Below are 26248 nucleotides of genomic sequence, written 5' to 3'. Positions count from 1 at the left end.
TCCGCGCAAGGGCGCATAACGAATTTTGCTCAACCTGCGTTGAAGGCTCTAGACCAACGTGGGGGGTGGCCTTTCCTGTCAGGATCGCTAGACTCGAAAGGCTGTCTTTTATCCACTAGCTGGAAGCAAACCATGAACAACAATAATAGCCTGCTACGCCACATTCCGTGGCTGGCCCTGGCAGTCATAGGAGCCTGTGCGCTGGGTGTGGTCGCCCTGCGTCGTGGCGAGGCCATCAACGCCTTGTGGATCGTCGTCGCTTCGGTGGCCATCTACCTGGTCGCCTACCGCTATTACAGCCTGTTCATCGCCACCAAGGTGATGCAGCTGGACCCGCGTCGGGCTACCCCTGCGGTGCTCAACAATGATGGTCTGGACTATGTGCCGACCAACAAACACATCCTTTTTGGTCATCACTTTGCCGCTATTGCCGGCGCCGGCCCGCTGGTTGGTCCGGTCCTGGCCGCGCAAATGGGCTACCTGCCCGGCACGCTCTGGCTGATTGCCGGCGTGGTGCTGGCCGGTGCGGTGCAGGACTTCATGGTCCTGTTCCTGTCCACCCGTCGCAACGGTCGCTCCCTGGGTGACATGGTCCGCGAAGAAATGGGCCGGATTCCGGGCACCATTGCCCTGTTCGGCTGCTTCCTGATCATGATCATCATCCTCGCGGTGCTGGCGCTGATCGTGGTCAAGGCCCTGGCCGAGAGCCCATGGGGCATGTTCACGGTCATGGCGACCATCCCGATCGCGATGTTCATGGGCATCTATATGCGCTACATCCGCCCGGGCCGCATCGGCGAGATCTCGCTGATCGGCGTGGTGCTGCTGTTGCTGTCGATCTGGCTGGGGGGCCAGGTTGCCGCTGATCCGGTCTGGGGCCCGGCATTCACCTTCACCGGTGTGCAGATCACCTGGATGCTGGTGGGTTACGGTTTTGTCGCCGCAGTACTGCCGGTGTGGCTGGTGCTGGCACCACGTGACTACCTGTCGACCTTCCTCAAGATCGGCACCATCGTTGGCCTGGCCATCGGTATCCTGATCATCGCCCCTGAGCTGAAAATGCCAGCGCTGACCCAGTTCACCGACGGCACTGGCCCGGTGTGGAAGGGCACCCTGTTCCCGTTCCTGTTCATCACCATCGCCTGTGGCGCGGTGTCGGGCTTCCACGCGCTGATATCTTCGGGCACCACGCCCAAGCTGCTGGATAACGAAACCAACGCCCGTTACATCGGTTACGGCGGCATGCTGATGGAGTCGTTCGTGGCGATCATGGCCATGGTTGCCGCCTCGGTGATCGAGCCAGGCGTGTACTTCGCCATGAACAGCCCGGCCGCGGTGGTCGGTGCCGACGTGGTGTCGGTGGCGCAGACGGTCAGCAGCTGGGGCTTTGCGATCACCCCTGACGCGCTGGAAGCGGTGGCCAAGGACATTGGCGAACACACCATCCTGGCCCGTGCCGGTGGTGCGCCGACCCTGGCGGTGGGTATCGCGCAGATCCTGCACCAGGTGCTGCCGGGTGAAAACACCATGGCCTTCTGGTACCACTTCGCGATCCTGTTCGAGGCGCTGTTCATCCTCACCGCAGTGGACGCCGGTACCCGTGCCGGACGGTTCATGCTGCAGGACCTGCTCGGCAGCTTCGTCCCGGCGCTCAAACGTACCGAATCGTGGGGTGCCAACCTGCTCGCTACTGGCGGTTGCGTGGCGCTCTGGGGCTACCTGTTGTACCAGGGTGTGATCGATCCGTTGGGCGGTATCAACACCTTGTGGCCGCTGTTCGGCATCTCCAACCAGATGCTCGCCGGTATCGCGCTGATGCTCGGCACCGTGGTCCTGATCAAGATGAAGCGCCAGCGCTACATGTGGGTCACCCTGCTGCCAGCCGTCTGGCTGCTGATCTGCACCACCACGGCCGGTTTCATCAAACTGTTCGATCCGAACCCGGCGGTCGGCTTCCTGGCCCTGGCCAACAAGTACAGCGTGGCGCTCGACGCCGGGCAAGTACTGGCGCCAGCCAAGGACATCGGCCAGATGCAGCACGTGATCTTCAACGCCTATACCAACGCCGGCTTGACGATCCTGTTCCTGTTCGTGGTCTTCAGCATTCTGTTCTTCGCCCTCAAGGTCGGTATTGCCGCCCTGGGCAAAAAAGAGCGGACTGACAAAGAGTCCCCGTTCCAGGCACTGCCGGATGCGTAACCAGAGAGGAATGCAGTGATGTTCAACGATCTCGGTCGACTGGGTAAGTACCTGGGGCAGGCAGCCCGCCTGATGGTCGGCATGCCCGACTACGACAACTACGTCGAGCACATGCAGACCAAGCACCCGGACAAACCGGTGATGAGCTACGAGGCGTTCTTTCGCGAACGCCAAGAGGCGCGTTACGGTGGCAAGTCCGGGCCCAAGTGCTGTTGAACGACAGCTACTGACGGCAGTTGAACCTGTGGGAGCCCGGCTTGCCGTGCTCCCACAGGCATTTTCAGTTCAGGAGATTTTCCGTTTGCACGCGCCCATTCCGGTAACAGTACTCAGCGGTTTTCTGGGGGCCGGCAAGACCACCTTGCTGCGCCATCTGCTCAAGGCCGAACATGGCTTGAAGATCGCTGTGATCGAAAACGAATTCAGTGACGCGGGCATCGATACCCAGTTGCTTGGCGAAGAACCGGTGCAGGTCATGACCCTGGCCAACGGTTGCGTCTGTTGTAGCATCCACACCGACCTGACCAAAGCCTTGTTCCTGCTGCTGGAGCGCCTGGACGCTGGCGAGATCGCCTTCGACCGTCTGGTGATCGAGTGCACCGGCCTGGCTGATCCGGCGCCGGTGGCACAAACCTTCTTCATCGACGAAGAACTGCGCGAGCGCTACATCCTCGACGGCATCATCACCCTGGTCGATGCCGCCCACGCCGAGCAGCACCTGACCCAGGCGATCGCCCAGGCCCAGGTGGGCTTTGCCGACCGCTTGCTGGTGAGCAAGACCGACCTGGTCGATGTTGACAGTTTCAAGGCGTTAAGCGATCGGCTGGGGCGCATCAACCGCCGCGCACCGATCCGGGTGGTCGAGCACGGCCGTATCGATCTGGCTGAACTGCTTGATGTGCGTGGTTTCAACCTCAATGCTGACCTTGGCGGCGGCTTGAGCCTGCGTCCGGTCAGCCAGACACTCACTCCGGATCGCATCTCCAGCCTGGTGCTGCGCACTGATACTCCGCTGGATATCGACCGGCTCAGCGACTTCATGAACCAGTTGCTGGAAGACCATGGCAAGCAGTTGTTGCGCTACAAAGGTGTGCTCAATATCGCCGGGGAAGATCGACGTTTGGTGTTCCAGGGCGTACTGAAACTCTATGGCTTTGACTGGGATACCGAGTGGGCTGAAGGTGAGGCACGCGAAAGTGTGATGGTGTTTATTGCTGATGACTTGCCGGAGGCGAAAATTCGCGAAGGGTTTGAGGCCTTGTCGTCGGTGGGAGCGGGCTTGCCCCGCGATGCTATGTGACTGACAAACTGCAATCGCGGGGCAAGCCCGCTGCTCCCGAGGGCCCCAAAAAAAACCCGGCTCAAGAGCCGGGCTTTTTCACATCAAGCGACTGCGATTAGTTGCCGTATACCGGCAGTTTGGCGCAGATGGCCTTGACCTTCTCACGAACGGCATCGATCACCGCTTCGTTGTTCAGGTCAGCCAGGATGTCGCAGATCCAGCCAGCCAGCTCTTTACACTCAGCCTCTTTGAAGCCACGAGTGGTCACAGCCGGAGTACCGAAGCGCAGGCCGGAGGTGACGAACGGGGAGCGTGGGTCGTTCGGTACCGAGTTCTTGTTCACGGTGATGAAAGCCTTGCCCAGGGCAGCGTCAGCATCTTTACCGGAGATCTCTTGCTTGATCAGCGACAGCAGGAACAGGTGGTTCTGAGTACCACCGGAAACCACGTCGAAGCCGCGCTCGATGAACACGCCGGCCATGGCCTGGGCGTTCTTCACGACCTGCTGCTGGTAGGCTTTGAACTCAGGCTGCAGTGCTTCCTTGAAGCAGATCGCCTTGGCCGCGATAACGTGCTCCAGCGGGCCACCTTGGGCGCCCGGGAAGACTGCGGAGTTCAGCTTTTTCTCGATGTCGGCGTTGGCACGGGCCAGGATCAGGCCGCCACGTGGACCGCGCAGGGTCTTGTGGGTAGTGGTGGTGACCACGTCGGCAAATGGCACCGGGTTCGGGTACACGCCTGCAGCGACCAGGCCGGCAACGTGGGCCATGTCGACGAACAGGTAGGCACCGACCTTGTCGGCGATTTCACGGAAGCGTGGGAAGTCCAGAATCTGCGAGTAAGCAGAGAAACCGGCAACGATCATCTTCGGCTTGTGCTCGACGGCCAGGCGCTCGACTTCGTCGTAGTCGATCAGGCCATTGGCGTCGATGCCGTACTGCACAGCGTTGTACAGCTTGCCCGAGGAGCTGACGCTGGCGCCGTGGGTCAGGTGACCACCGTGGGCCAGGCTCATGCCCAGGATGGTGTCACCGGCCGACAGCAGGGCCAGGTAAACGGCGCTGTTGGCTTGCGAGCCGGCGTGCGGCTGGACGTTGGCGTAATCGGCGCCGAACAGTTCCTTGGCACGGTCGATGGCCAATTGCTCGACCACGTCGACGTATTCGCAACCGCCGTAGTAGCGCTTGCCTGGGTAGCCTTCGGCGTATTTGTTGGTCAGAACCGAACCCTGGGCTTCCATGACTGCCGGGCTGGTGTAGTTTTCCGAAGCAATCAGCTCGATGTGCTCTTCCTGGCGCTGAGCTTCTTGCTCCATGGCGGCAAAGAGATCGGCGTCGTACTTGGCAATGGTCAAATCACGGCTGAACATGGCGGTCCTCAAGGATCGTGCTGAAATAGGCGGGCATTCTACATCATCAGCTTTTGTCTGGCATATGAAAGGGCATCATGTCGCAGACAAATGGGGCTCATGAGCGACAAGCTGCAAGCTGCAAGCTGCAAGCTTCAAGCGGCAAGCTAAAGGCCGATCACCCGCCGCTTCTCTCATGCCGCTTGCAGCTTCCAGCCTACTCAAGCATGAACAAGGTTTCGTTGCTGAACTGCGCCTCGAACTGGTTGGCCGGCATCGGCCGCCCGAACAGGTAACCCTGCACCTCGTCGCAACCGTGCTCGCGCAGAAACTCCAGCTGCTCGTGGGTTTCCACGCCTTCGGCAATCACTGCCAGGTTCAGGCTATGGGCCATGGCGATGATTGCCCGGGCGATTTGCGCGTCCTGCTCACCTTCGGGCAAGCCGTCGACGAAGGTGCGGTCGATCTTCAGCACATCGATAGGGAATTGCTTAAGGTAGTTGAGTGACGAGTAGCCGGTACCGAAGTCGTCGACTGCAATGCTCAGTCCGAGCTGCTTCAGGCTGTCGAGGATCACCATCGCCTCGTTGACCTCACGCATCAGAATACTTTCGGTCAGTTCCAGTTCCAGGCATGCCGGTGGCAAGCCTGTGTCCTTGAGGATAGTGGCGATACGCGTGCCGAGCTGGCCGTCGGAGAACTGCCGCGCCGAGATGTTCACCGAGACCTTGGGCACCCGTACCTTGGCTTGATGCCAGCGCTTGAGCTGGCGGCAGGCTTCCTTGAGCACCCAGTCGCCGACATCCACGACCAGGCCCAGCTCTTCGATCACCGGAATGAAGTCGCCCGGCGGCACCAGCCCGCGGCGCGGATGACGCCAGCGCAGCAGGGCCTCGGCACCGGTCAGACGCTTGCCGTCACCGCTGAACTGCGGTTGGTAATAAAGAATGAATTCGTTCTGCTCCAGGGCATGGCGCAGGTCGCTTTCCAGTTCCAGGCGCTCGAGGGCACTGGCGTTCATGTCGGCCTGGTAGAACTGGAAGTTGTTCTTGCCACGCTCCTTGGCGTGGTACATGGCGGTGTCGGCGTTCTTCATCAGCTGGCTGAGTTCGCTGCCGTCCTGCGGGCTCAGGGCAATGCCGATACTGGCGGTGACGAAGAATTCGCGGTTTTCCAGGACGAACGGTCGCACCAGGCTGCCGAGAATCTGCTCGGCGACGTGGATGGCGCGGTTCAGGGCCATTTCCCGAGTCGCCCGCGGTTGCAGTAACAGGGTGAACTCGTCACCGCCCATGCGCGCCACGGTGTCATCATCATCGACACAGTCGAGCAGGCGCTCGGCCATGTCCTTGAGCATGCGGTCGCCGGCGGCATGGCCGAGGGAATCGTTGATCGGCTTGAAGCGGTCCAGGTCGAGGAACATCAACACCACCCAGGCTTTTTGCCGATCAGCCTGCTGCAGGGCCGTATGCAGGCGATCCTGGAACAGGGTGCGGTTGGGCAGGTGGGTCAGGGCGTCGTAATAAGCCAGACGGTGAATGCGCTGTTCACTGGCTTTGCGCTCGCTGATATCGGTGAAGAAGCACACGTAGCTGGCCAGATCGCCTTCGTCGTCGAGGACTGCGGTGATGCCGACCCAGGCCGGGTAATGCTCGCCATTGCGACGCTTGAGCCACACTTCACCTTCCCAGGTGCCGCGCTGGTTGAGCTGCTTGAGCACATAGCGCAAGTGCGCTTCCTGGTGTTCGTCCACCGTCAGCATGTTCGGCAATTGATCGAGCACATCGGCCACGGCATGGCCGCTGACCCGGCTGAACGCTTCGTTGGCCTGGACGATATAGCCGGCCGGGTCGGTGATCAGGATCGCCGATGTCGAGTGTTCGAACACCGTGGCGGCCATGCGCAGGTCTTTCTCGGCGCGGCGCTGCTGGCTGATGTCGCGGCCGACCCCGAGGATCCCTTCGAAACGCTCCTGATCGTCCCACACCAGCACCAGGCGCAATTCGATCGGTATCTTGCGGCCATCGGCGCGCAGGCAATCGAACAGGAACAGCTGGTTGGGCAGTTGAGTGCGCAGTTGCTCCAGTTGCTCTGGATTATTCAAGGCCCGATTGACCCGTTCGACCAGCGTGTAGATGCCGGTCAGCTGTGCCGGGTTGGCGATGGTCGAATGCCAGCCGTTGTCGAAGATCCAGTCAACCTCATAACCCAGCACAGCCTGTACCGATGGGCTGACGTAGTTGAGCTGCAACTGGTTGTCGGTGGAGAAGATCACATCGCTGATGCTTTCGGCGAGCATACGATAACGTTGTTCACTGTCGCGCAGTGACTCGCTGGCTTCGATCTGATCGGTCACGTCCTTGCCAACGCCGATGATGCGGGTGACAACGCCGCTGCCATCACGGGTCAGGGCTTGCTCACGAATGTCGAAGCGCCGCCAGCGTTGATCGCAATGACGGAAACGCAGTTGGCAATGCAATTGCTCGACACCACCTGTATCGAGCAATTGCTGGCGAATCCGCCAATACAGCTGGGCATCGTCCGGGTGCAGGAGAATCTCCCAGAAGCGTTCGCCCATCTGTGCCAGTTGGTCACGGTCGTAACCCAGGGTCTGGCCCAGGTTGCGGTTGCTGAAGATCATTTGCTGGCTTTGCACATCTTGCACGTACAACTGGTCAGGCACCGTACGCACGACGTCCGACCAGAAGCTTTCGCGCTCTAGCAATGAAAGCTCGACCTGCTTGCGGCTGGTGATGTCGCTGATGCTGAGGATCACCGCTTCGTAGTCGCGGCGCTGCTCGGGGAATTTCACCATTAGCCAGAGGTGCAGGTCCTGACCGTTGGCGATTGGCAGGCGGACTTCCAACTCCAGCTGCTGCTGGTTGTCCAGCACCGCCTCGAGCAACTGCACACCAATGCCTTCGATACCGGCTTGCGTACCCTCGACCAGGCATCTCCAGGCTGCATCGCAGCAGTTGACCCCCAGCAGTTGCAGGGCCACCTGGTTGACCTCGGTGACTTTGAGCTCCTGAAGCAACACTCGCCGCAGCGCCCGATCGAAGGCCAGGCGTTGCTGCAAAGCCTGGCGGCTTCGCAGGCGATAACGCTCCAGCTGTGCAGGCAAGCCGGAGAGGTCGAGTACGCACAGGGCAACGCCAGTGCCTTCGAAAATATCGTGATAGCGCCGACGACTTTCCTTCAGCCAGCGGTGCCGGCGACGTATGTTGAGCAAGGCGAGCAACGGTAGCAGGGCGCAGAACAGGCCGAGCACACACTTGCCGATCAGCGCCGGCCGCAATTGATCGCGGGCCAATCCGGCATCGAGCAGGCCGCGTAGTTGCCAGGTACTGTTGTCGAGGAACGCGAGCATTACGCTTTGCAACGGTTCGTCACTGCCCGGCGCGGGTTGATGGCGATTGATGATCTCACCGGTGCGGCTGTTTTCCAGGAGCCACAATGGATGGTTGGGGCGATCCAGGTGCGAGGTCAGTTCGCTGTAGTAGGCCGAACCCAGGCGCAGCAGCCAGTAACCCGGGGTATCGTCCGGCTGGCGCAGTAACAGGTAAATTTGACGATTGTCCGCGCTGTTACTGTAGTAATGGTCGTGGCCCTGGTTGAGCTGCAGCAGTTCACCCACAACATTACGGTCAGGGGTCGGGCCGAGGCTGTCGCTGAGCACATGGCCACGGGCATCGATCCACGCCAGGCTCTGCAAGGCCGGCAGTTGGGCCTGCAATTTCGCGAGTATGTCTGGCAGTTGCGCAGGACTTGGCGACGAACGGTAAGGCTGGACGATGTTGTGGGCCACCTGCGCCTTGAGCGACATGTTCAGGGCCATGTGGTCGGCCAGTTCGGCGCTGGCATTGAGGCTGTGCTGGTACTGGTCGGCCTGGGTATGGCGGTACTGGTCGACCAGTTGCCAGAGCAGCAAGCTGAGCAACAGCAGTACCAGCAGGGCCAGTGCGCTTTTCAGGGAGCCACGTAATGCAGAGCCGGGTGCGCTGGACGGCTTGCGCAGGGATGTCGGCTGGGTGAGATTGGTCAAGCGATGATCCTGCGGTATGGCTGGATGGCAGGTTGAGAGCTGCTGGCTTGCAAGCGCCACGGTCCCTGGTGGCTACTCTGGTCACGCACTATAAGCCTGACGCCCGAAGGGCGGCTAGCATGCCCGTAAACGTGGCAAAGTGCCAGACCTGTTCGTCGGTGGTTTGCCCAACAAGGCGCATTGCGGTAGCTTTGGCCCTTTCCTGGGGGCTGCAGCTCCCTCCATCTGTTTCGCGCTCATTTTTTCGTCTCTGACGCTAGGTTTTTCCATGGCTCAATACGTCTACACCATGCATCGGCTGGGCAAAGTTGTCCCGCCGAAGCGGGAAATCTTGAAGAACATCTCCCTGTCGTTTTTCCCCGGCGCCAAAATCGGCGTGCTCGGCCTGAACGGCTCGGGTAAATCCACCCTGCTCAAGATCATGGCTGGCGTCGACAAAGAGTTCGACGGCGAAGCCCGTCCGATGCCGGAGCTGAACATCGGTTACCTGCCACAGGAACCGCAGCTGGACCCGACCAAGACCGTACGTGAAGTGGTCGAGGAAGCGGTCAGCGTGATCAAGGATGCCCAGTCCCGCCTGGACGAGGTCTACGCCGCTTACGCCGAGCCGGATGCCGACTTCGACAAACTGGCCGCCGAACAGGCCAAGCTAGAAGCCATCCTGCAGGCCAGCGACGGTCACAACCTGGAGCGCCAGCTGGAAGTCGCGGCCGATGCCCTGCGCCTGCCAGCCTGGGAGGCCAAGGTCGAACACCTGTCAGGCGGTGAAAAGCGCCGTGTGGCGCTGTGCCGTCTGCTGCTGTCGGCTCCCGACATGCTGCTGCTCGACGAACCGACCAACCACCTGGATGCCGATTCCGTCGCCTGGCTGGAACATTTCCTCCACGACTTCCCGGGCACTGTGGTCGCGATTACCCACGACCGTTACTTCCTCGACAACGTCGCTGGCTGGATCCTCGAACTCGACCGCGGCGCCGGTATTCCGTACGAAGGCAACTATTCGGGCTGGCTGGAAGCCAAGTCCGATCGTCTGGCCCAGGAATCCAAACAGCAGTCGGCCCACGAAAAGGCCATGAAGGAAGAACTGGAGTGGGTGCGCAAAGGCGCCAAGGCCCGTCAGTCCAAATCCAAGGCCCGTCTGCAACGCTTCGAAGAAATGCAGTCGCAGGAATTCCAGAAGCGCAGCGAGACCAACGAGATCTACATCCCGGCCGGCCCGCGCCTGGGTGACAAGGTCATCGAATTCAAGAACGTCACTAAAGGCTATGGCGATCGCGTGCTGATCGACAACCTGTCGTTCAGCATGCCCAAAGGCGCCATCGTCGGTGTGATCGGCGGTAACGGTGCCGGTAAATCGACCCTGTTCCGCATGCTGATGGGCAAGGAACAACCGGACTCGGGCAGCATCGAGATCGGTGAAACCGTGCAACTGGCTTGCGTTGACCAGAGCCGCGAAGACCTCGACGGCAACAAGACCGTGTTCCAGCAGATCTCCGACGGCTCCGACCAGCTGCGCATCGGCACCTACGAGATTCCGTCGCGCACCTATGTCGGTCGCTTTAACTTCAAGGGCGGCGACCAGCAGAAGTTCGTCAAGGATCTCTCCGGTGGTGAGCGCGGCCGTCTGCACCTGGCCCTGACCCTGAAAGAGGGCGCCAACGTCCTGCTGCTCGACGAACCGTCCAACGACCTCGACGTCGAAACCCTGCGTTCGCTGGAGGAAGCCCTGCTGGACTTCCCGGGCGCCGCCATTGTGATCTCTCACGATCGCTGGTTCCTGGACCGTGTGGCCACCCACATCCTGGCTTACGAAGATGATTCGCAAGCGGTGTTCTTCGAAGGCAACTACACCGAGTACGAAGCTGATCGCAAGAAGCGTCTCGGCGAAGCTGCTGCCCAGCCGCACCGGGTACGGCACAAAAAACTGGCATGACCTTTCCGGTTTCGCACTGAAACGGGGCCTTCGGGTCCCGTTTTTTTATCGCGGGGCAAGCCCGCTCCTACAGCGCCCTGTTGGAGCTGGCTTGCCTCGCAAACATGTATACACTTATACAAATGCACCATTTATTTTCATAAAAACGACATCTCGCTCTGTTCCGGTGCGACTGGTTCTTGGTAGAGTCTGGAAAAAAACCAATAAGTCCAAATCTCTATCTGGTGAAGTGTCTATGATCGAATCTGTCGAAGATTTCCTTGCGCGCCTGAAACAACGCGACCCTGCCCAGCCTGAGTTCCACCAGGCAGTCGAAGAAGTGCTGCGTAGCCTCTGGCCTTTCCTTGAGGCCAATCCGCATTACCTTCAGGCCGGCATTCTTGAGCGTATGGTCGAACCTGAGCGGGCGATCCTGTTCCGCGTGTCGTGGGTTGATGACGCAGGCAAGGTTCAGGTCAACCGCGGTTACCGCATTCAGATGAGCAGCGCCATCGGTCCATACAAGGGCGGCCTGCGTTTCCACCCCTCGGTGAACCTCGGCGTGCTGAAGTTCCTGGCCTTTGAGCAAGTATTCAAGAACTCCCTGACCTCACTGCCCATGGGCGGCGGCAAAGGCGGTTCGGACTTCGATCCGAAGGGCAAGAGCGATGCCGAAGTCATGCGCTTCTGCCAAGCCTTCATGAGCGAGCTGTACCGCCACATCGGCGCGGATCTGGATGTGCCAGCCGGTGATATCGGTGTCGGTGCCCGCGAGATCGGCTTCATGTTCGGCCAGTACAAGCGCCTGGCCAACCAGTTCACCTCGGTGCTGACCGGCAAGGGCATGACCTACGGCGGCAGCCTGATCCGTCCGGAGGCGACCGGCTACGGTTGCGTGTACTTCGCCGAAGAGATGCTCAAGCGCCAGGACCTGCGCATTGACGGTCGCCGGGTGGCGATCTCAGGTTCCGGCAACGTCGCCCAGTATGCCGCACGCAAGGTCATGGACCTGGGCGGCAAGGTCATCTCGCTGTCCGACTCCGAAGGCACCCTGTTCTGCGAAGCGGGCATGACCGACGAGCAGTGGGATGCGCTGATGGAGCTGAAAAATGTCAAGCGCGGTCGCATCAGCGAGCTGGCCGAGCGTTTCGGCCTGGAGTTCCGCAAGGGCCAGACGCCATGGAGCCTGGCCTGCGATATCGCCCTGCCGTGCGCAACCCAGAACGAACTCAATGGCGAAGACGCCCGCACCTTGCTGCGCAACGGCTGCATCTGCGTAGCTGAAGGCGCGAACATGCCGACCACCCTCGACGCTGTGGATATCTTTATCGAGGCGGGCATCCTGTTCGCTCCGGGCAAGGCTTCCAACGCTGGCGGTGTTGCGGTGAGCGGTCTGGAAATGTCGCAAAACGCCATGCGCCTATTGTGGACCGCAGGTGAAGTGGACAGCAAGCTGCACAACATCATGCAGTCGATCCACCACGCCTGTGTGCACTACGGTGAGGAAAACGGCCGCATTAACTACGTCAAGGGCGCCAACATCGCCGGCTTCGTCAAGGTTGCCGACGCCATGCTGGCCCAGGGCGTGGTCTAAACCTCAGGCTCGATGGCGACGATCTCGATCGACAGATCCCCGGCCGGACGTCGCCACAACACCTCGTCACCGGGCGCCGCACCCAGCAGCGCCCGACCCAGTGGCGAGCCCCAGTTGATCAGGCCCTTGGCCGCTTCGGCCTGATCTTCACCGACCAACTGCACCTGATGCTGCTGGTTGTGTTCATCGATAAAAATCACCCGACTGCCAATCTGCACCTTGTCTGATGCACTCGCCTTGGCAACGACCTGGGCGCTCTGTACGCGGGCAGTGAAGTAGCGCAGGTCGCGCTCAGTGTCGGCCAGGCGTTGCTTGTCGGCGCGCTCGCCCTGGGCCTGCAATTCGCTGTGCAGGGCGTTCAGTTCGCCTACCCGCTGTTGCAACTGGGCCAGGCCCTGGGCTGTGACATAGTTAGGCTGTTCGCTGATCTTGCGCTCCACCGGCTGGTCGGCCTGGTCGGCGGCCTGGTCTTCGTTGACGAATGCTCGGCTCATGTCTCAAGCTCCAGGTTTCAAGCGGCAAGCAACAAGCTGTTGGATGGGCGACTGAAAACGCAGTCAGACAGCACGCTGCGCATTGCTTTTTCTTGGCGCTTAACGCTTGCGTTTTGCGGCTTGCTAATAGTGATACCACTTCAATTCCAGCATTACCTCATTCTGAGCTGTCGCCAGCTGACTGAACTCGCGCTTGGCACTCAGCCTCAATCCAAGGTCACGGGACAACTCCCACTGCTGATTCAAGCTCAGGCTACGACGAACTTCACCATTGGTGAAGTAATCAGCCTTCGCCTCGACACTCAGGTTGCCCAACGGATTGCGCCACAGCAAACCGGTGTTGAAGCCGGCAGCCGGAGAAATGAATTCGGCGAAGTCGTTGTTGTGTTCAACCCTCACAGTGCCCAACGCAAAGCCAAGCATTTCATCGGCCAGTTGCCAGGTGCCGCCCGCACCGCCATTGACGTGGCTGACCAGCACTTCGTCGTCGTGCTTGCCCAGTACTCGCTCAAGGCCACCGGTCACCTGCCACGACCAGGGTTGCAGCAGGTCGTTACGCGGCGTCAACGAGCGGATGGTAGCCAGGTCCATACGCTGTACCTGCCAGTCGTTGTTCTCGTACTGGCGCACCTTGAGCTGGAGGATCTCGATCTGGGCGCCAAGGGGGAAGCCATAGGCGTTGTCGTTGAGATCGTGGTAGGCCATGCGCAGGCCGTATTCGGCAAAGGCGCGGTCTTCGCGGGTACCCGCGCCAAGCTGCCAGGTGCGCGATTGATGGCCAGCTTCTGGCAGGCCCGGGCGTTCGATATCCAGCTCCGGCGCCGGGTTGCGGTTGATCGCCCGCAACAGCTCGAAACTGCGTTGGGTCCGCGCCGGATCACGCTCCTGGCCGTTGGCTCGATAGCGTTCGAGGCGGTAGGCAGCATCCTGGACCAGTGCCTGGCGTTCGCGGGGCAGTGCCGTGAACTCGGGACTCTGCAGGTGAGCGGTGTCAGCGCTGACCACCAATACTTGTTGTTGCTCATCACTTTCAAGCGGCTTGGCGCGCTCCAGCAGTTCGCGTTCGCGCGACGGGCGATAGTCGATGCGTTCCACCAGACCCGACTGCTTGACCGCCTTGACCGTGTCGGTGGGAATCGCGGTCAGGGGAAACTGTGAGGTCAGGTCCAGGCTCGGGCGGGCGACCTGGAGCAATTCGAGTAGACGATAGGAGCAGTTTTCGTCGAAGAAGAAGTAGTCGAACTGGATCTGTTTGAGTTCCCAGACATGTTCGACCATGCGCCCGGTTTCTTCCGGCGTCAGGTTAAGCCGGTATTCCCACAGGTCGCGGTTTTCAAGGCTGCGGTATTCGGAGAGTTTTTCCTGATAAGGCACCAGGGCGAACAGTCCCGGATAGCCGCCCATCAGGCCTTTCCAGGCGTAGAGGATGCTGTTGTCGTTGCCTTCGATGTAGGCACCGAAGTTGATCGCGTAGCTGAGCAGGGCGGTCTGGTTGCTCTGCACGTCGGCCTGGTCGATGCGCAGCAGTGTGTGGCCGAACATCGAAGACGGGCTGTTGAGGTAGGCGGCAGGGAAGATCATCACCGTGCTGTGCGGTGAGACGTCCTTGTACCACTGAGTGTATTCGTTGCAAGCCGGTGCTGGCAGATCATCGAGCTGCAGTTGTTCGCGCAGCCAGCGGGTGCGTGCCGGGAACACGCATTGCGCATGCTTGTCGCCCAGACTGGCCGGGGCATAGAGGGCCCGTAGGGTGGCGCGCAGCTCTTGGCCGGGACGGTGGGCGCCGTCGTCGGCGAGGAAAAAACGCCGGTCATCGACATAGCTGCGCCAGCCGCCAAGCTTGGCGGTTTCATAGTGGCCCAGGGATATCCAGTAACGGTCGGCGGCCAATTGCGCAAGGCGCGTGTCATCGAACGAGGGAGCAGCTTGCAGCGGGGCGCAGGCACAGAGCGCCAGGTAGGCAAGGCGTTTGAGCATGTCGGGCAACTACGTCTGAATGATGCCGATAGAGGCAGGAAACAACCCGCCCCGGCCTGGGGCGGGTGGGCCGAGCTTAAGCCTGGGGCGCGTATCTGGCCAGGCGTGGATCGTTTTTGAGTACCGCCAGGGTGTTGCTGTGAACGTCTTCGGCGGTCACATCTGCAGTCTTGAAGATTTCCTGGAAGTGCTGGTGGGTGACGGCGGCGAAGTGCGCACGGTCTTCCGGGGCGACGCCCAGCACCACGGCGTAGGTGGTCAGCGCTTCGCCCTGACCTTTTGCCATGTCTTCGGAGAGTTCGTTCATCATGCCGTTCATGGCGAACCAGGATTTACCGCCGTAGGTCAGTGCTGCGTTGGTCGAGCAGCCGTTGGTGCCCGAGGTCATGCCGAACGTAGCGTTGCCGGATGTACCGTTGGTGGTGGAGGCGAGGAAGTGGGCCGGTGTGCCGCGTTGGCCCTCGAACAGCATGTTGCCCCAGCCGCAGTCCGGTCCACCAGGGGCCTGGGCCATGGCGTTGAGGGAAACCGCGGTGAACAGAGTACCCAGAAGAATCCGTTTCATAGCTTTGTTCTCTTTCTAGTCGTCGATACCAAAGGTCAGGGTTATCTGGCACGTCTGTCAGCAGAGTTGCCAGAGGCGGGTCGGTTGTTTACCCAGCCGCGCAGTAATGGAGTTTAGGCACGATCTAAGGGGTCCGTGATTTATTGCGAAAAATTGCTGAGGAATGTTGACCAGGCGCAGGTTTTCGGCCCTGCGACATATTCTGCCGATGAGCCTTGCAAGGCGCGGGCAGGCGGCGCCAGAATGCCGTCATCTGCCCCGCCGAAGTAAGGAAGCCCGATGCCCGATCCTGTCGCTGCGAGCCTGCGTCTTGCGCCAGAAGCCTTGACCCGGCCGTTTTCCGCCGAACAGTTCGCCTTTTCCACCACCAATGATCTGGAGCCTTTTCGCGGTGTGCTTGGCCAGGAACGTGCTGTCGAAGCCTTGCAGTTCGGCGTCGCCATGCCCCGTCCCGGTTACAACGTGTTTGTCATGGGGGAGCCCGGCACCGGGCGTTTTTCGTTTGTAAAACGTTACCTCAAGGCCGAAGGCAAGCGCCTGCAAACGCCGTCGGACTGGGTCTATGTCAATAATTTCGACGAGCCGCGTGAGCCGCGGGCCCTGGAGCTGCCGCCGGGCAGCGCGGGAGCCTTTATCAGTGATATTGGCGGCCTGATCGACAACCTGCTGGCAACCTTCCCGGCAGTGTTCGAGCATCCGTCGTACCAGCAGAAAAAGAGCGCTATCGACCGCGCCTTCAATCAACGGTACGACCGTGCTCTGGATGTCATCGAGCGCGCCTCGCTGGAAAAGGACGTGGCCCTGTACCGCGACAGCAGCAACGTTGCCTTCACGCCGATGGCCGATGGCAAGGCGCTCGACGAGGCGGAGTTTGCCCAGTTGCCGGAGGCCGAGCGCGAGCGTTTCCATGAAGATATCGCCGCCCTTGAAGAACGCCTCAATGAAGAGCTGGCAAGCCTGCCGCAGTGGAAGCGTGAATCGAACAATCAGCTGCGCCAGTTGAACGAAGAAACCATCACTCTGGCGCTCCAGCCATTGCTCGCGCCGCTGTCTGAAAAGTACGCGGAGAATGCTGCGGTGTGCGCTTACCTGCAGGCCATGCAGGTTTATCTGTTGCGTACCGTGGTCGAGCAACTGGTCGATGACAGCAAGACTGACGCCCAGGCGCGCAAGCTGCTGGAAGAGCAATACGCACCGAGCCTGGTGGTTGGCCATCACGTCAGCGGTGGCGCACCGGTGGTGTTCGAGCCGCACCCGACTTACGACAACCTGTTTGGCCGGATCGAGTACAGCACCGACCAGGGCGCGCTCTACACCACCTACCGCCAGCTGCGTCCCGGCGCTCTGCACCGGGCCAATGGTGGCTTCCTGATCCTGGAAGCGGAGAAGATGCTCGGTGAGCCTTTTGTCTGGGACGCCCTCAAGCGCGCCCTGCAATCGCGCAAGCTGAAGATGGAGTCGCCGCTCGGTGAGTACGGTCGCCTGGCTACCGTCACCCTCAATCCGCAGATGCTGCCGCTGAACATCAAGGTGGTGATCATCGGCTCGCGCCAGCTGTACTACGCCTTGCAGGATCATGATCCGGACTTCCAGGAAATGTTCCGGGTGTTGGTAGACTTCGACGAAGACATCCCCATGGTCGACGAAAGCCTGGAACAGTTCGCCCAGTTGCTCAAGACCCGCACCAGCGAGGAGGGCATGGCACCGCTGAGTGCCGATGCGGTGGCGCGTCTGGCGACTTACAGTGCGCGCCTGGCCGAACATCAGGGGCGTTTGTCGGCGCGCATTGGCGACTTGTTCCAGCTGGTCAGCGAGGCGGATTTCATCCGTCACCTGGCCAACGACGAGATGACCGATGCCGGTCATATCGAACGGGCACTCAAGGCCAAGGCGACCCGTACTGGCCGGGTCTCGGCGCGGATCCTCGACGACATGCTGGCCGGGATTATCCTCATCGATACCGCAGGCGCTGCGGTTGGCAAGTGCAACGGCCTGACCGTGCTGGAAGTCGGTGACTCGGCTTTCGGTATCCCTGCGCGGATTTCCGCCACGGTTTATCCTGGCGGCAGCGGCATTGTCGATATCGAGCGTGAGGTCAACCTCGGCCAGCCGATTCACTCCAAGGGCGTGATGATCCTCACCGGTTACCTGGGCAGCCGTTATGCCCAGGAATTCCCGCTGGCGATTTCGGCGAGTATTGCCCTGGAGCAGTCCTACGGTTACGTGGACGGTGACAGTGCATCGCTCGGCGAGGCTTGCACGCTGATCTCGGCGTTGTCGAAAACCCCGCTCAAGCAGTGCTTTGCCATCACCGGCTCGATCAACCAGTTCGGTGAGGTGCAGGCGGTCGGTGGGGTCAACGAGAAAATCGAAGGCTTCTTCCGCCTGTGCGAGGCGCGCGGACTGACGGGCGAGCAGGGCGCGATCATTCCGCGCGCCAACGTCACCACCCTGATGCTCGATGAGCGAGTGGTGCAGGCGGTGCGCGCAGGGATGTTCCATGTCTATGCGGTCAGCCAGGCCGACGAAGCGTTGAGCCTGTTGGTCGGCGAACCGGCCGGTGAACCGGATGCCGAAGGCGAATTCCCCGAGGGCAGTGTCAACGCCCGCGTGGTAGAGCGCCTGCGGGTAATTGCCGAGATGATCAGTGAAGAAGATCTCAAGGAGGCCGAGAAGGAGCAGGCCGAGCAAGCCCTGGCTCAGGTGAAATCCTCCTGAGTCAAATTATCGGCGCCGCAGCGGTCATGACCGCTGGGCGCCGGTTTTTCCACGCGGCAGCGGATTTCTTCTATTCTTCAATTCAGGGATCGTAGTCATTACAGGATCGAAACAGCCTTGTCCGCAGGGCTGAACCTGGGTTTACCGAGGGTCGTCGCCATGCCGCGCAGCCTCAGCCTCACCCGCCAATGCCTGGGCCTGGTGACCCGCATTGAATGCAGCATTCGCCCACTGGCCGGTGACAACGGCATGTGGACCCTTTTGTTTGCCGCCGGCATGGCTGGTGAGCAACCTTCCGCGATCAAGGCTCAGGGGCCTTTTCACGGGCCTTATGTGGCCGAGTCGGTGCTCGACGCGATTGTCGACAGCCTGACCCTGCATGGCTATCAGGTGGCCGACGACCCGCAGATCTGGTGCGTGCATCTGCAGGCCCAGCTACGCCGGATCAATGGTGAGCGTGTCCATCACGTCGGTGACTTCCAGTTCCACCCGGAAACCTGAAGCGTCGATCCGCAGGCACCGCAACATCGCCCGACGCTGCCCCTGTGGCAGCGTGCCACGGGCTTTTTCTGTCATGGCTGGCTGTTATACTCGCGCTCGCTTTTTTGCCACCTGACGAGTTTTCAATGGAACGTATTATCGAAAATGCGATGTATGCCTCGCGCTGGCTGCTCGCCCCGATCTATTTTGGTCTGTCGTTGGGCCTGCTGGCGCTGGCACTGAAGTTCTTCCAGGAGATCTTCCATGTGCTGCCCAACATCTTCTCGCTGGCCGAGGCTGACCTGATCCTGGTGATCCTTTCGCTGATCGACATGGCCCTGGTCGGTGGCCTGCTGGTGATGGTGATGATTTCCGGTTACGAGAACTTCGTTTCGCAGCTGGACATCGACGAGGACAAGGAAAAGCTCAACTGGCTGGGCAAGATGGATTCGTCTTCGTTGAAGATGAAAGTGGCGGCGTCGATCGTGGCGATCTCCTCGATCCATCTGCTGCGGGTGTTCATGGATGCACGCAACATCGAGACCGAGTACCTGATGTGGTACGTGATCATCCACATGACCTTCGTGGTATCGGCCTTCGCCATGGGTTACCTGGATAAGCTGACCAAACACTGATCGGCCCGTGCAATCCGCTGGATGACCGCCCGTGCGTTGCAAAACGGACGGGCGGTTGCGTTTTTGCCTTGTGCTTTGGCGCCCGCTGTACAAAAAATGAACCGTCACTCGAAGTGCCTGCTCAACGTTCCAGTAGCGAGGTATCACCATGAACCTTCAACAACTGAACACAGAGGCCAAGGCCGGTCATGTCGAAGAACTCAACCTGATTGCCCTCGAAGGCGGTGATTTCATTATCGAAGCACGGGTGAAAGGCCATGCCTATCCACTGGATGACAAACATGGACAGCGCGTGAAAGTGCATTCGGTGGTCGATGCACAGCGTCTGCTCAACGGTTTGCCTGCCGTGCCGGTGCACATGGTGCACTGGTCGATGGATGACGAGATGTGCGGCGCCGGCAGCGCTGGTGACGGTGACCTGAAAATCCCGATGCCACGCCGTTCTGCCTGGTAGCTGAACTGCTTTGCCGCAGTGTGCTAGGCTGCTCGCCCTTTTCATAAAGGGCGCGGTTGTCGTGCGCCCTGCAGCGGAGCAAGCAAATGTCCGAAATCAACCTGTCTACCGATGAAACTCGCGTTAGCTACGGCATTGGCCGTCAGCTGGGTGGCCAACTGCGTGACAACCCGCCACCGGGTGTGAGCCTGGACGCCATCCTGGCCGGCTTGACTGACGCTTTCAACGGCAAAGACAGCCGCGTCAGCGAAGAAGACCTGTCGGCCAGCTTCAAGGTCATCCGTGAAATCATGCAGGCTGAAGCTGCGGCCAAGGCCGAAGCTGCTGCTGGCGAAGGCAAGGCCTTCCTGGTTGAAAACGCCAAGCGTGACGGCATCACCACCCTGGCCTCGGGCCTGCAATTCGAAGTACTGACTGCTGGTGAAGGCGCCAAGCCAAGCCGTGACGACAGCGTGCGCACTCACTATCACGGCACCCTGATCGACGGCACTGTGTTCGACAGCTCCTACGAGCGTGGCCAGCCAGCAGAGTTCCCGGTCAGCGGCGTAATCGCTGGCTGGACCGAAGCCCTGCAACTGATGAACGCTGGCAGCAAATGGCGCCTGTACGTTCCGAGCGAGCTGGCTTACGGCGCTCAGGGCGTTGGCAGCATCCCGCCGCACAGCGTACTGGTGTTCGACGTCGAGCTGCTCGACGTACTGTAAGGCCTATCACGGGGCAAGCCCGCTCCCACAGAGATTGCACATCCTGCAGGAGCGGGCTTGCCCCGCGATGCCGTTCAGTTCCACTCGGCTCCACCACCAGGGCGCAACGCCCGCGCATAGCAGAACAGGAATAGGTTCCTCACCAGTTCCTTGAGCACAATCGGCTCACTTGAATTCAAACCGTTAAGGTCCAGATCACCCTGATCGCGCAGTTCGTCCAGTGCTTCTTGCTCAAGCACGGCACAGACTTCGCCGGTTTCCCGATGCAGAATGCGCAGGTAAGGATGGGGGCGGTCAAGCCAGGCGTCTATCAGATAAGTCATGGCTATTCTCCTTGGAAGCGTCCAATGAGAATAATTCTTATTATCAAAATAGCAAGAGGCTATTGGTAATAAATCGCCCAACGGTAGCTGGCGAGATGTTTCGAGGCTGACATGCAGCCCCGAAACCACCGGGACTCAGACCTTGCGGACGAATTCCGATTTCAGCTTCATCGGGCCAATGCCGTCGATCTTGCAGTCAATGTCGTGGTCGCCATCGCACAGACGGATGTTCTTGACCTTGGTACCGACCTTGACCACCAGCGAGGTGCCTTTGACTTTCAGGTCCTTGATCACCGTGATGGTGTCGCCGTCCTGCAGGACGTTGCCCACCGAATCCTTCTTGACCGCTTCATCGCTCACTGCCTCGGCTTCACCGGCAGCGGACCACTCGTGCGCGCACTCGGGGCAGATCAGCTGGGCGCCGTCTTCGTAGGTGTATTCGGAGTTGCATTTAGGGCAGGGTGGCAAAGTGCTCACTAGGGTTCCTCAAGACGTACAGGTACAAAGCCTACATTGTATAGGGTTTTGTCCGTCAGAGGGTAATCGGGCCCATCGAGCGATGGGCCACAGGGCGGATCAGTGCGTGCGGGCGACGGCGAATTCGCTCAGTTCGACCAGGGCATCGCGGTATTGGCTGGCTGGCAGCACGTCCAGGCAGGCGATGGCGCGGGCCACGTAGTCGCGGGCCAGTTGCGCGGTGTAGTCCAGGGAGCCGGAAGCTTCGACCGCAGCACGGATGCTTTCGAGGTCTTCGATGCCGCCTTTCTGGATCGCCTGACGCACCAGTGCTGCCTGTTCGGCTGTACCTTCACGCATGGTGTAGATCAGCGGCAGGGTTGGCTTGCCTTCGGCCAGATCGTCGCCGACGTTCTTACCCAGGGTTTGCGCATCGCCTTTGTAATCGAGCAGGTCGTCGACCAACTGGAAGGCTACGCCCAAGTGATCACCGAAGGTGCGCAGTGCTTCGCTTTGCTCCGGGGTGGCCTGGGCCAGGGCGGCGGCGCTGTGGGTCGAAGCCTCGAACAGCATTGCGGTCTTGCCGCGGATGACGTCCATGTAGACTTCTTCGGTGGTGCTCGCGTCGCGGACCTTGGACAGCTGCAGGACTTCGCCCTCGGCGATCACCCGGGTGGCCTTGGAGAGGATCTGCATGACTGGCATCGAGCCCAGTTCAACCATCATCTCGAACGAGCGCGAGTAGAGGAAGTCACCGACCAGCACGCTTGGCGCGTTGCCCCACAGGGCATTGGCAGTGGAACGACCGCGACGCATGCCGGACATGTCGACCACGTCGTCGTGCAGCAGGGTGGCGGTGTGCAGGAATTCGATAGTGGCGGCCAGCAGGCGCACGTCGTCGCCTTCGCGCCCCAGGGCTTTGCCACACAGCAGCACCAGCAGCGGGCGCAAGCGCTTGCCACCGGCTGAAGTGATGTAGTCGCCGATTTTCGATACCAGCGGTACACGCGAAGTCAGCTGTTTCTTGATAATCTCGTCAACGGCGCTGAAGTCGTCCGCTACCGCTCGGTAGAAAGCTTGGGGTTGCATCGGCCACAGGTGCTCCATAAAGGTTGCGCGGCATGCTAGGTCGCGGGTCCCGGCGTGTCAAGGCGCGGTCCCCGCAGGCCGGGGGCGGGACTTGCAAGGGGCGAGCGGCTTGCGTACAATCGCGCACCCTGAACTTCCTGGGCAGCACCTGCCTTACGCAATTGCACTGGGCCGTTCCAGCCCTATGCAGCCATGCCAGCCAATACTCTTCCTATAAAGAGCTGGGTGAGCAGGATTATCGGAGAAATACCCATGTACGCAGTAATTGTTACCGGTGGCAAGCAGTACAAAGTCGCCGAAGGTGAATACCTGAAAATCGAAAAACTGGAAGTCGCCACTGGCGAATCCGTGACTTTCGACCGCGTTCTGTTGGTTGCCAATGGCGACGACGTGAACATCGGCGCTCCAGTCGTTGCTGGTGCCAAAGTTGTTGCTGAAGTGATCTCCCAAGGTCGTCACGACAAAGTTCGCATCATCAAGTTCCGCCGCCGTAAGCACCACATGAAGCGTATGGGCCACCGCCAGTGGTTCACCGAAATCAAGATCACCGGTATTTCGGCTTAATCGCCTGAATCCATTTCTGGAGAATTGAACCATGGCACACAAAAAAGCTGGTGGTAGTACCCGTAACGGTCGCGACTCAGAAGCCAAACGCCTTGGCGTGAAGATGTATGGCGGCCAGGCTATCATTCCTGGCAACATCATCGTGCGTCAGCGCGGCACCCAATTCCACGCTGGCTACGGCGTTGGCATGGGCAAGGATCACACCCTGTTCGCCAAGATCGCGGGTAAGATCAAGTTTGAAGTAAAAGGCGCCTTCGGTCGTCGTTACGTGAGCGTTGTCGCCGAGTAATCGCGCGAACGCTGGAAAAGCCCTGTCTCGCGACGGGGCTTTTTCGTTTGTGGGGTGAGTCTCTTGCAAAGCTGTTTGTATGGGCTGCCGGCGTGGGTTGTTACTGTCGTGACGGGGCCGCCGCGCTCACTTTTGCAAGAGCCTTATGTCTTTGTGTCACTCAGCTCGTCCAGCTGACGAGAGGCGGTTTTTATGAAGTTTGTTGACGAAGTATCGATCCGGGTCAAAGCCGGTGATGGCGGTAACGGTTGCATGAGCTTCCGCCGCGAAAAATTCATCGAGAACGGCGGTCCCAACGGCGGTGACGGTGGCGACGGCGGCTCGGTGTTCATGGTGGCCGACGAGAACCTCAATACCCTGGTCGACTACCGTTACACCCGTCATTTCGAAGCCCAGCGCGGCTCCAACGGTGGCAGCACCGACTGCACCGGCAAGAAAGGCGACGACCTGATCCTGCGCGTGCCGGTCGGTACGACCGTGATTGACTCCGCCACCCAGGAGGTCATCGGTGACCTGGTCAAGCCTGGCCAGAAGCTGATGGTGGTTCAGGGCGGCTGGCACGGCCTGGGCAACACCCGTTTCAAATCCAGTACCAACCGTGCGCCACGCCAGACCACCCCAGGCAAGCCGGGCGAGCAGCGTGACCTGAAGCTGGAAATGAAAGTACTGGCTGACGTCGGTCTGCTGGGTCTGCCGAACGCCGGCAAAAGTACCTTCATCCGTTCGGTGTCGGCCGCCAAGCCGAAAGTCGCCGACTACCCGTTCACCACTCTGGTGCCAAATCTGGGCGTGGTCAGTGTCGACCGCTGGAAGAGCTTCGTCATCGCCGACATTCCCGGCCTGATTGAAGGCGCCTCCGATGGTGCCGGCCTGGGTATCCGCTTCCTCAAGCACCTGGCGCGTACCCGCCTGCTGCTGCACCTCGTCGACCTCGCGCCGCTGGATGAAAGCAACAGCGCCGATGCCGCCGAAGTGATCGTCAACGAGCTGACCCGCTTCAGCCCGTCGCTGGCTGAGCGTGACCGCTGGCTGGTGCTGAACAAGACCGACATGCTGATGGACGATGAGCGTGACGAGCGCGTCAAGGAAGTGGTCGAGCGCTTGCAGTGGGAAGGTCCGGTCTACGTGATCTCGGCGATCTCCAAGCAGGGCACCGAGCAGCTTAGCCGCGACATCATGCGCTACCTCGAAGACCGCGCCGACCGACTGGCCAACGACCCGGCCTACGCCGAAGAGCTGGCAGACCTCGATCAGCGTATCGAAGACGAAGCCCGTGCCCAGCTGCAGGCGCTGGACGACGCGCGTGCCTTGCGCCGCAGCGGCGTCAAGAGCGTGCACGACATCGGCGACGACGATGACGATGATTGGGATGATGACGACGAAGACGGTCCGGAAATCATTTACGTGCGCGACTGATTCGTTGCAGTACACTAAACGCCGCTCTCTGGAGCGGCGTTTTAGTATCTAAAGATCTATATAGGTTGGAAGAAGATGCGGAGCAAGGTGACGGGTGCGCAGCGCTGGGTGGTGAAAATCGGCAGTGCCCTGCTGACAGCAGATGGCAAGGGCCTGGATCGCGCGGCCATGGGTGTCTGGGTCGAGCAGATGGTGGCGTTGCATGAGGCGGGTGTTGAATTGGTACTGGTGTCGTCCGGGGCGGTTGCCGCCGGGATGAGCCGCCTGGGCTGGAGCAAGCGACCGAGTGCGATGAACGAGCTGCAGGCTGCGGCTTCGATCGGCCAGATGGGGCTGGTGCAGGCCTGGGAATCGAGCTTTGCCGAGCATGGTCGGCATACCGCGCAGATCCTGCTGACCCACGACGACCTCTCCGACCGCAAGCGCTACCTCAACGCTCGCAGTACCTTGCGCACCTTGGTGGAACTGGGCGTGGTGCCTGTGATCAACGAGAACGACACGGTGGTCACTGACGAAATCCGTTTCGGTGACAACGACACCCTGGCGGCGCTGGTAGCCAACCTGGTCGAAGCTGACCTGTTGGTGATCCTCACCGACCGCGACGGCATGTTCGACGCCGATCCGCGCAACAACCCCGATGCAAAGCTGATCTACGAAGCTCGTGCCGACGATCCGAGCCTGGATGCTGTGGCCGGGGGGACCGGTGGCGCACTCGGCCGTGGTGGCATGCAGACCAAGCTGCGCGCCGCGCGTTTGGCGGCACGTTCCGGTGCCCATACCATCATCGTCGGTGGTCGACTGGAGCGCGTGCTCGACCGCCTCAAGGCAGGCGAGCGCCTGGGTACCTTGTTGTCGCCTGAGCGCGGCATGCTGGCCGCACGCAAGCAGTGGCTGGCCGGGCATTTGCAGACCCGTGGCACCCTGGTGCTCGACGAGGGTGCGGTAAAGGCCTTGCGCAAAGACAACAAGAGCTTGCTGCCGGTCGGGGTGAAGACCGTACAGGGAAGCTTCCGTCGTGGCGAGATGGTGGTCTGTGTAGGGCCTGATGGGCTGGAAGTCGCCCGCGGCCTGGCCAACTACAGCGCCCTGGAGGCGCAAAAAATCATCGGTCAGTCGTCGGAAGCCATCGAAAGCTTGCTGGGCTATAGCGCTGAGCCGGAGCTTGTGCATCGCGACAACCTGATTCTGGTCTGAGGAAACAACTGTGCTCAAAGGGATAGTGACAGCCGCGCTGCTGGCGTTGCCGGTACTGGCATCGGCCGAAGAGATTGGCCAGGTGTCGACCGTGTTCAAGTTTGTCGGGCCGAACGACCGTATCGTCGTCGAAGCCTTCGACGACCCGAAGGTGGAAGGGGTGACCTGCTACCTGTCGCGGGCCAAGACCGGTGGCGTCAAGGGTGGTCTGGGGCTGGCCGAGGACCGTGCCGAAGCCTCGATCGCTTGCCGTCAGGTAGGGCCGATTCGCTTCAAAGAGCAGCTCAAGGACGGTGACGAGGTGTTCAAGGAGCGCACCTCGCTGGTGTTCAAGACCATGCAGGTGGTGCGCTTTCTCGACAAGAAGCGCAATACCCTGGTCTATCTGGTGTACTCGGATCGCCTGATTGAAGGCAGCCCGCAGAATGCGGTGACGGCGATTCCGATTTTGCCTTGGGCCCAGTAAGGCTTCGCGGGGCAAGCCCGCTCCCACCGGAATCATCTTCCTGT

23 protein-coding genes are annotated in these 26248 nt (G+C 60.6%); 15 read left to right on the top strand and 8 right to left on the bottom strand.

From position 1 onward, the window contains the following. Positions 1-132: 132 nt before the first annotated feature. The 3 genes from C6382_RS06905 (at position 133) to yjiA (ending at position 3499) form a co-directional block, all read left to right on the top strand. The gene (locus tag C6382_RS06905) at positions 133-2199 is read left to right on the top strand and encodes a carbon starvation CstA family protein (RefSeq protein ID WP_038614847.1); all 2067 of its coding nucleotides are present in this window, start codon (positions 133-135) and stop codon (positions 2197-2199) included. A gap of 18 nt (positions 2200-2217) precedes the next feature. Beyond that, positions 2218-2415 carry a YbdD/YjiX family protein gene (locus tag C6382_RS06900; RefSeq protein WP_008094130.1) on the top strand — a complete coding sequence of 66 codons (198 nt, stop codon included), beginning with the start codon at positions 2218-2220 and terminating at the stop codon, positions 2413-2415. Positions 2416-2500: 85 nt separating this feature from the next. After that, on the top strand, positions 2501-3499 hold the full coding sequence (gene yjiA, locus C6382_RS06895) for a GTPase (RefSeq protein ID WP_107023768.1): 999 nt from the start codon (positions 2501-2503) through the stop codon (positions 3497-3499). A gap of 97 nt (positions 3500-3596) precedes the next feature. Here the strand turns inward: yjiA and glyA are convergent, their stop codons facing one another. Then, a complete protein-coding gene (gene glyA, locus C6382_RS06890) occupies positions 3597-4850 on the bottom strand; it encodes a serine hydroxymethyltransferase (RefSeq protein ID WP_107023767.1) in 1254 nt (417 codons plus the stop codon). Positions 4851-5046: 196 nt separating this feature from the next. Beyond that, the gene (locus C6382_RS06885) at positions 5047-8874 is read right to left on the bottom strand and encodes an EAL domain-containing protein (RefSeq protein WP_107023766.1); all 3828 of its coding nucleotides are present in this window, start codon (positions 8872-8874) and stop codon (positions 5047-5049) included. Between the two features lie 268 nt (positions 8875-9142). Here C6382_RS06885 and ettA point away from each other — a divergent pair, with 268 nt between their 5' ends. Both ettA and gdhA read left to right on the top strand, forming a co-directional pair. After that, a complete protein-coding gene (gene ettA / locus C6382_RS06880) occupies positions 9143-10807 on the top strand; it encodes an energy-dependent translational throttle protein EttA (RefSeq protein WP_107023765.1) in 1665 nt (554 codons plus the stop codon). Between the two features lie 235 nt (positions 10808-11042). Further along, on the top strand, positions 11043-12380 hold the full coding sequence (gene gdhA, locus C6382_RS06875) for an NADP-specific glutamate dehydrogenase (protein WP_045187954.1): 1338 nt from the start codon (positions 11043-11045) through the stop codon (positions 12378-12380). On the opposite strand, the gene C6382_RS06870 is transcribed toward gdhA, so the two are convergent. The 3 genes from C6382_RS06870 to C6382_RS06860 form a co-directional block, all read right to left on the bottom strand. Continuing rightward, the gene (locus tag C6382_RS06870; RefSeq protein ID WP_107023764.1) at positions 12377-12874 is read right to left on the bottom strand and encodes a GreA/GreB family elongation factor; all 498 of its coding nucleotides are present in this window, start codon (positions 12872-12874) and stop codon (positions 12377-12379) included. The two genes, gdhA and C6382_RS06870, sit on opposite strands and share 4 nt — an antisense overlap. A gap of 123 nt (positions 12875-12997) precedes the next feature. Continuing rightward, complete coding sequence (locus tag C6382_RS06865) at positions 12998-14851, bottom strand: DUF4105 domain-containing protein (RefSeq protein ID WP_107023763.1); 1854 nt, start codon at positions 14849-14851, stop codon at positions 12998-13000. A gap of 76 nt (positions 14852-14927) precedes the next feature. Further along, complete coding sequence (locus C6382_RS06860) at positions 14928-15416, bottom strand: DUF3015 domain-containing protein (protein WP_107023762.1); 489 nt, start codon at positions 15414-15416, stop codon at positions 14928-14930. Positions 15417-15695: 279 nt separating this feature from the next. Between C6382_RS06860 and C6382_RS06855 the strand changes: the two genes are divergently transcribed. The 5 genes from C6382_RS06855 to C6382_RS06835 all read left to right on the top strand — a co-directional run bounded on the left by C6382_RS06855 (position 15696) and on the right by C6382_RS06835 (position 20407). After that, the gene (locus tag C6382_RS06855) at positions 15696-18134 is read left to right on the top strand and encodes a Lon protease family protein (protein ID WP_107023761.1); all 2439 of its coding nucleotides are present in this window, start codon (positions 15696-15698) and stop codon (positions 18132-18134) included. A gap of 159 nt (positions 18135-18293) precedes the next feature. Beyond that, positions 18294-18635, top strand: coding sequence for a hypothetical protein (locus tag C6382_RS06850; RefSeq protein WP_107023760.1), 342 nt, complete (start codon positions 18294-18296; stop codon positions 18633-18635). Between the two features lie 125 nt (positions 18636-18760). Beyond that, entirely contained in the window at positions 18761-19249 is a 489-nt protein-coding gene (locus tag C6382_RS06845; RefSeq protein WP_038614811.1) for a TIGR00645 family protein, read from the top strand. 148 nt (positions 19250-19397) lie between these two features. Beyond that, positions 19398-19703 (top strand): DUF6482 family protein, encoded by a 306-nt coding sequence (locus C6382_RS06840; protein WP_107023759.1) that lies wholly within the window; start codon positions 19398-19400, stop codon positions 19701-19703. A gap of 86 nt (positions 19704-19789) precedes the next feature. Then, entirely contained in the window at positions 19790-20407 is a 618-nt protein-coding gene (locus C6382_RS06835) for an FKBP-type peptidyl-prolyl cis-trans isomerase (protein WP_038614805.1), read from the top strand. Between the two features lie 74 nt (positions 20408-20481). On the opposite strand, the gene C6382_RS06830 is transcribed toward C6382_RS06835, so the two are convergent. From C6382_RS06830 to C6382_RS06820, 3 genes are all read right to left on the bottom strand, one after another. Then, complete coding sequence (locus C6382_RS06830; RefSeq protein ID WP_038614802.1) at positions 20482-20730, bottom strand: hypothetical protein; 249 nt, start codon at positions 20728-20730, stop codon at positions 20482-20484. A 135-nt stretch (positions 20731-20865) separates the two neighbouring features. Beyond that, positions 20866-21207 carry a zinc ribbon domain-containing protein YjdM gene (locus C6382_RS06825; RefSeq protein ID WP_038614799.1) on the bottom strand — a complete coding sequence of 114 codons (342 nt, stop codon included), beginning with the start codon at positions 21205-21207 and terminating at the stop codon, positions 20866-20868. A 99-nt stretch (positions 21208-21306) separates the two neighbouring features. Continuing rightward, positions 21307-22275, bottom strand: a complete 969-nt coding sequence (locus C6382_RS06820) for a polyprenyl synthetase family protein (protein ID WP_107023758.1) — start codon at positions 22273-22275, stop codon at positions 21307-21309. Between the two features lie 252 nt (positions 22276-22527). On the opposite strand from C6382_RS06820, the gene rplU reads away from it, so the two are divergent. The 5 genes from rplU to C6382_RS06795 all read left to right on the top strand — a co-directional run bounded on the left by rplU (position 22528) and on the right by C6382_RS06795 (position 26204). Beyond that, a complete protein-coding gene (gene rplU / locus C6382_RS06815; protein WP_038614793.1) occupies positions 22528-22839 on the top strand; it encodes a 50S ribosomal protein L21 in 312 nt (103 codons plus the stop codon). Positions 22840-22870: 31 nt separating this feature from the next. Beyond that, positions 22871-23128, top strand: coding sequence for a 50S ribosomal protein L27 (gene rpmA / locus C6382_RS06810; RefSeq protein ID WP_010225698.1), 258 nt, complete (start codon positions 22871-22873; stop codon positions 23126-23128). 192 nt (positions 23129-23320) lie between these two features. Next, the gene (gene cgtA / locus C6382_RS06805; protein ID WP_107023757.1) at positions 23321-24544 is read left to right on the top strand and encodes an Obg family GTPase CgtA; all 1224 of its coding nucleotides are present in this window, start codon (positions 23321-23323) and stop codon (positions 24542-24544) included. Between the two features lie 75 nt (positions 24545-24619). Then, positions 24620-25738 carry a glutamate 5-kinase gene (gene proB, locus C6382_RS06800; protein ID WP_107023756.1) on the top strand — a complete coding sequence of 373 codons (1119 nt, stop codon included), beginning with the start codon at positions 24620-24622 and terminating at the stop codon, positions 25736-25738. 10 nt (positions 25739-25748) lie between these two features. After that, positions 25749-26204, top strand: coding sequence for a CreA family protein (locus tag C6382_RS06795; protein WP_107023755.1), 456 nt, complete (start codon positions 25749-25751; stop codon positions 26202-26204). Positions 26205-26248: the final 44 nt, after the last annotated feature.

The organism is Pseudomonas sp. BBP2017 (genome assembly GCF_003024385.1).
Taxonomy (GTDB): domain Bacteria; phylum Pseudomonadota; class Gammaproteobacteria; order Pseudomonadales; family Pseudomonadaceae; genus Aquipseudomonas.
The sequence above is the reverse complement of the archived record's forward strand: the minus strand, read 5'-3'. Positions and strand labels throughout refer to the sequence as shown.

Bases quoted from the DNA above. Each gene is read 5' to 3' on its own strand.
- C6382_RS06830 (WP_038614802.1), bottom strand. From the start codon at position 20,730: ATGACTTATCTGATAGACGCCTGGCTTGACCGCCCCCATCCTTACCTG.
- proB (WP_107023756.1), top strand. From the start codon at position 24,620: ATGCGGAGCAAGGTGACGGGTGCGCAGCGCTGGGTGGTGAAAATCGGC.
- ettA (WP_107023765.1), top strand. From the start codon at position 9,143: ATGGCTCAATACGTCTACACCATGCATCGGCTGGGCAAAGTTGTCCCG.
- gdhA (WP_045187954.1), top strand. From the start codon at position 11,043: ATGATCGAATCTGTCGAAGATTTCCTTGCGCGCCTGAAACAACGCGAC.
- rpmA (WP_010225698.1), top strand. From the start codon at position 22,871: ATGGCACACAAAAAAGCTGGTGGTAGTACCCGTAACGGTCGCGACTCA.
- C6382_RS06865 (WP_107023763.1), bottom strand. From the start codon at position 14,851: ATGCTCAAACGCCTTGCCTACCTGGCGCTCTGTGCCTGCGCCCCGCTG.
- C6382_RS06835 (WP_038614805.1), top strand. From the start codon at position 19,790: ATGTCCGAAATCAACCTGTCTACCGATGAAACTCGCGTTAGCTACGGC.
- rplU (WP_038614793.1), top strand. From the start codon at position 22,528: ATGTACGCAGTAATTGTTACCGGTGGCAAGCAGTACAAAGTCGCCGAA.
- cgtA (WP_107023757.1), top strand. From the start codon at position 23,321: ATGAAGTTTGTTGACGAAGTATCGATCCGGGTCAAAGCCGGTGATGGC.
- C6382_RS06860 (WP_107023762.1), bottom strand. From the start codon at position 15,416: ATGAAACGGATTCTTCTGGGTACTCTGTTCACCGCGGTTTCCCTCAAC.
- C6382_RS06900 (WP_008094130.1), top strand. From the start codon at position 2,218: ATGTTCAACGATCTCGGTCGACTGGGTAAGTACCTGGGGCAGGCAGCC.
- C6382_RS06840 (WP_107023759.1), top strand. From the start codon at position 19,398: ATGAACCTTCAACAACTGAACACAGAGGCCAAGGCCGGTCATGTCGAA.
- C6382_RS06845 (WP_038614811.1), top strand. From the start codon at position 18,761: ATGGAACGTATTATCGAAAATGCGATGTATGCCTCGCGCTGGCTGCTC.
- C6382_RS06855 (WP_107023761.1), top strand. From the start codon at position 15,696: ATGCCCGATCCTGTCGCTGCGAGCCTGCGTCTTGCGCCAGAAGCCTTG.
- C6382_RS06905 (WP_038614847.1), top strand. From the start codon at position 133: ATGAACAACAATAATAGCCTGCTACGCCACATTCCGTGGCTGGCCCTG.
- C6382_RS06820 (WP_107023758.1), bottom strand. From the start codon at position 22,275: ATGCAACCCCAAGCTTTCTACCGAGCGGTAGCGGACGACTTCAGCGCC.
- C6382_RS06850 (WP_107023760.1), top strand. From the start codon at position 18,294: ATGCCGCGCAGCCTCAGCCTCACCCGCCAATGCCTGGGCCTGGTGACC.
- C6382_RS06870 (WP_107023764.1), bottom strand. From the start codon at position 12,874: ATGAGCCGAGCATTCGTCAACGAAGACCAGGCCGCCGACCAGGCCGAC.
- glyA (WP_107023767.1), bottom strand. From the start codon at position 4,850: ATGTTCAGCCGTGATTTGACCATTGCCAAGTACGACGCCGATCTCTTT.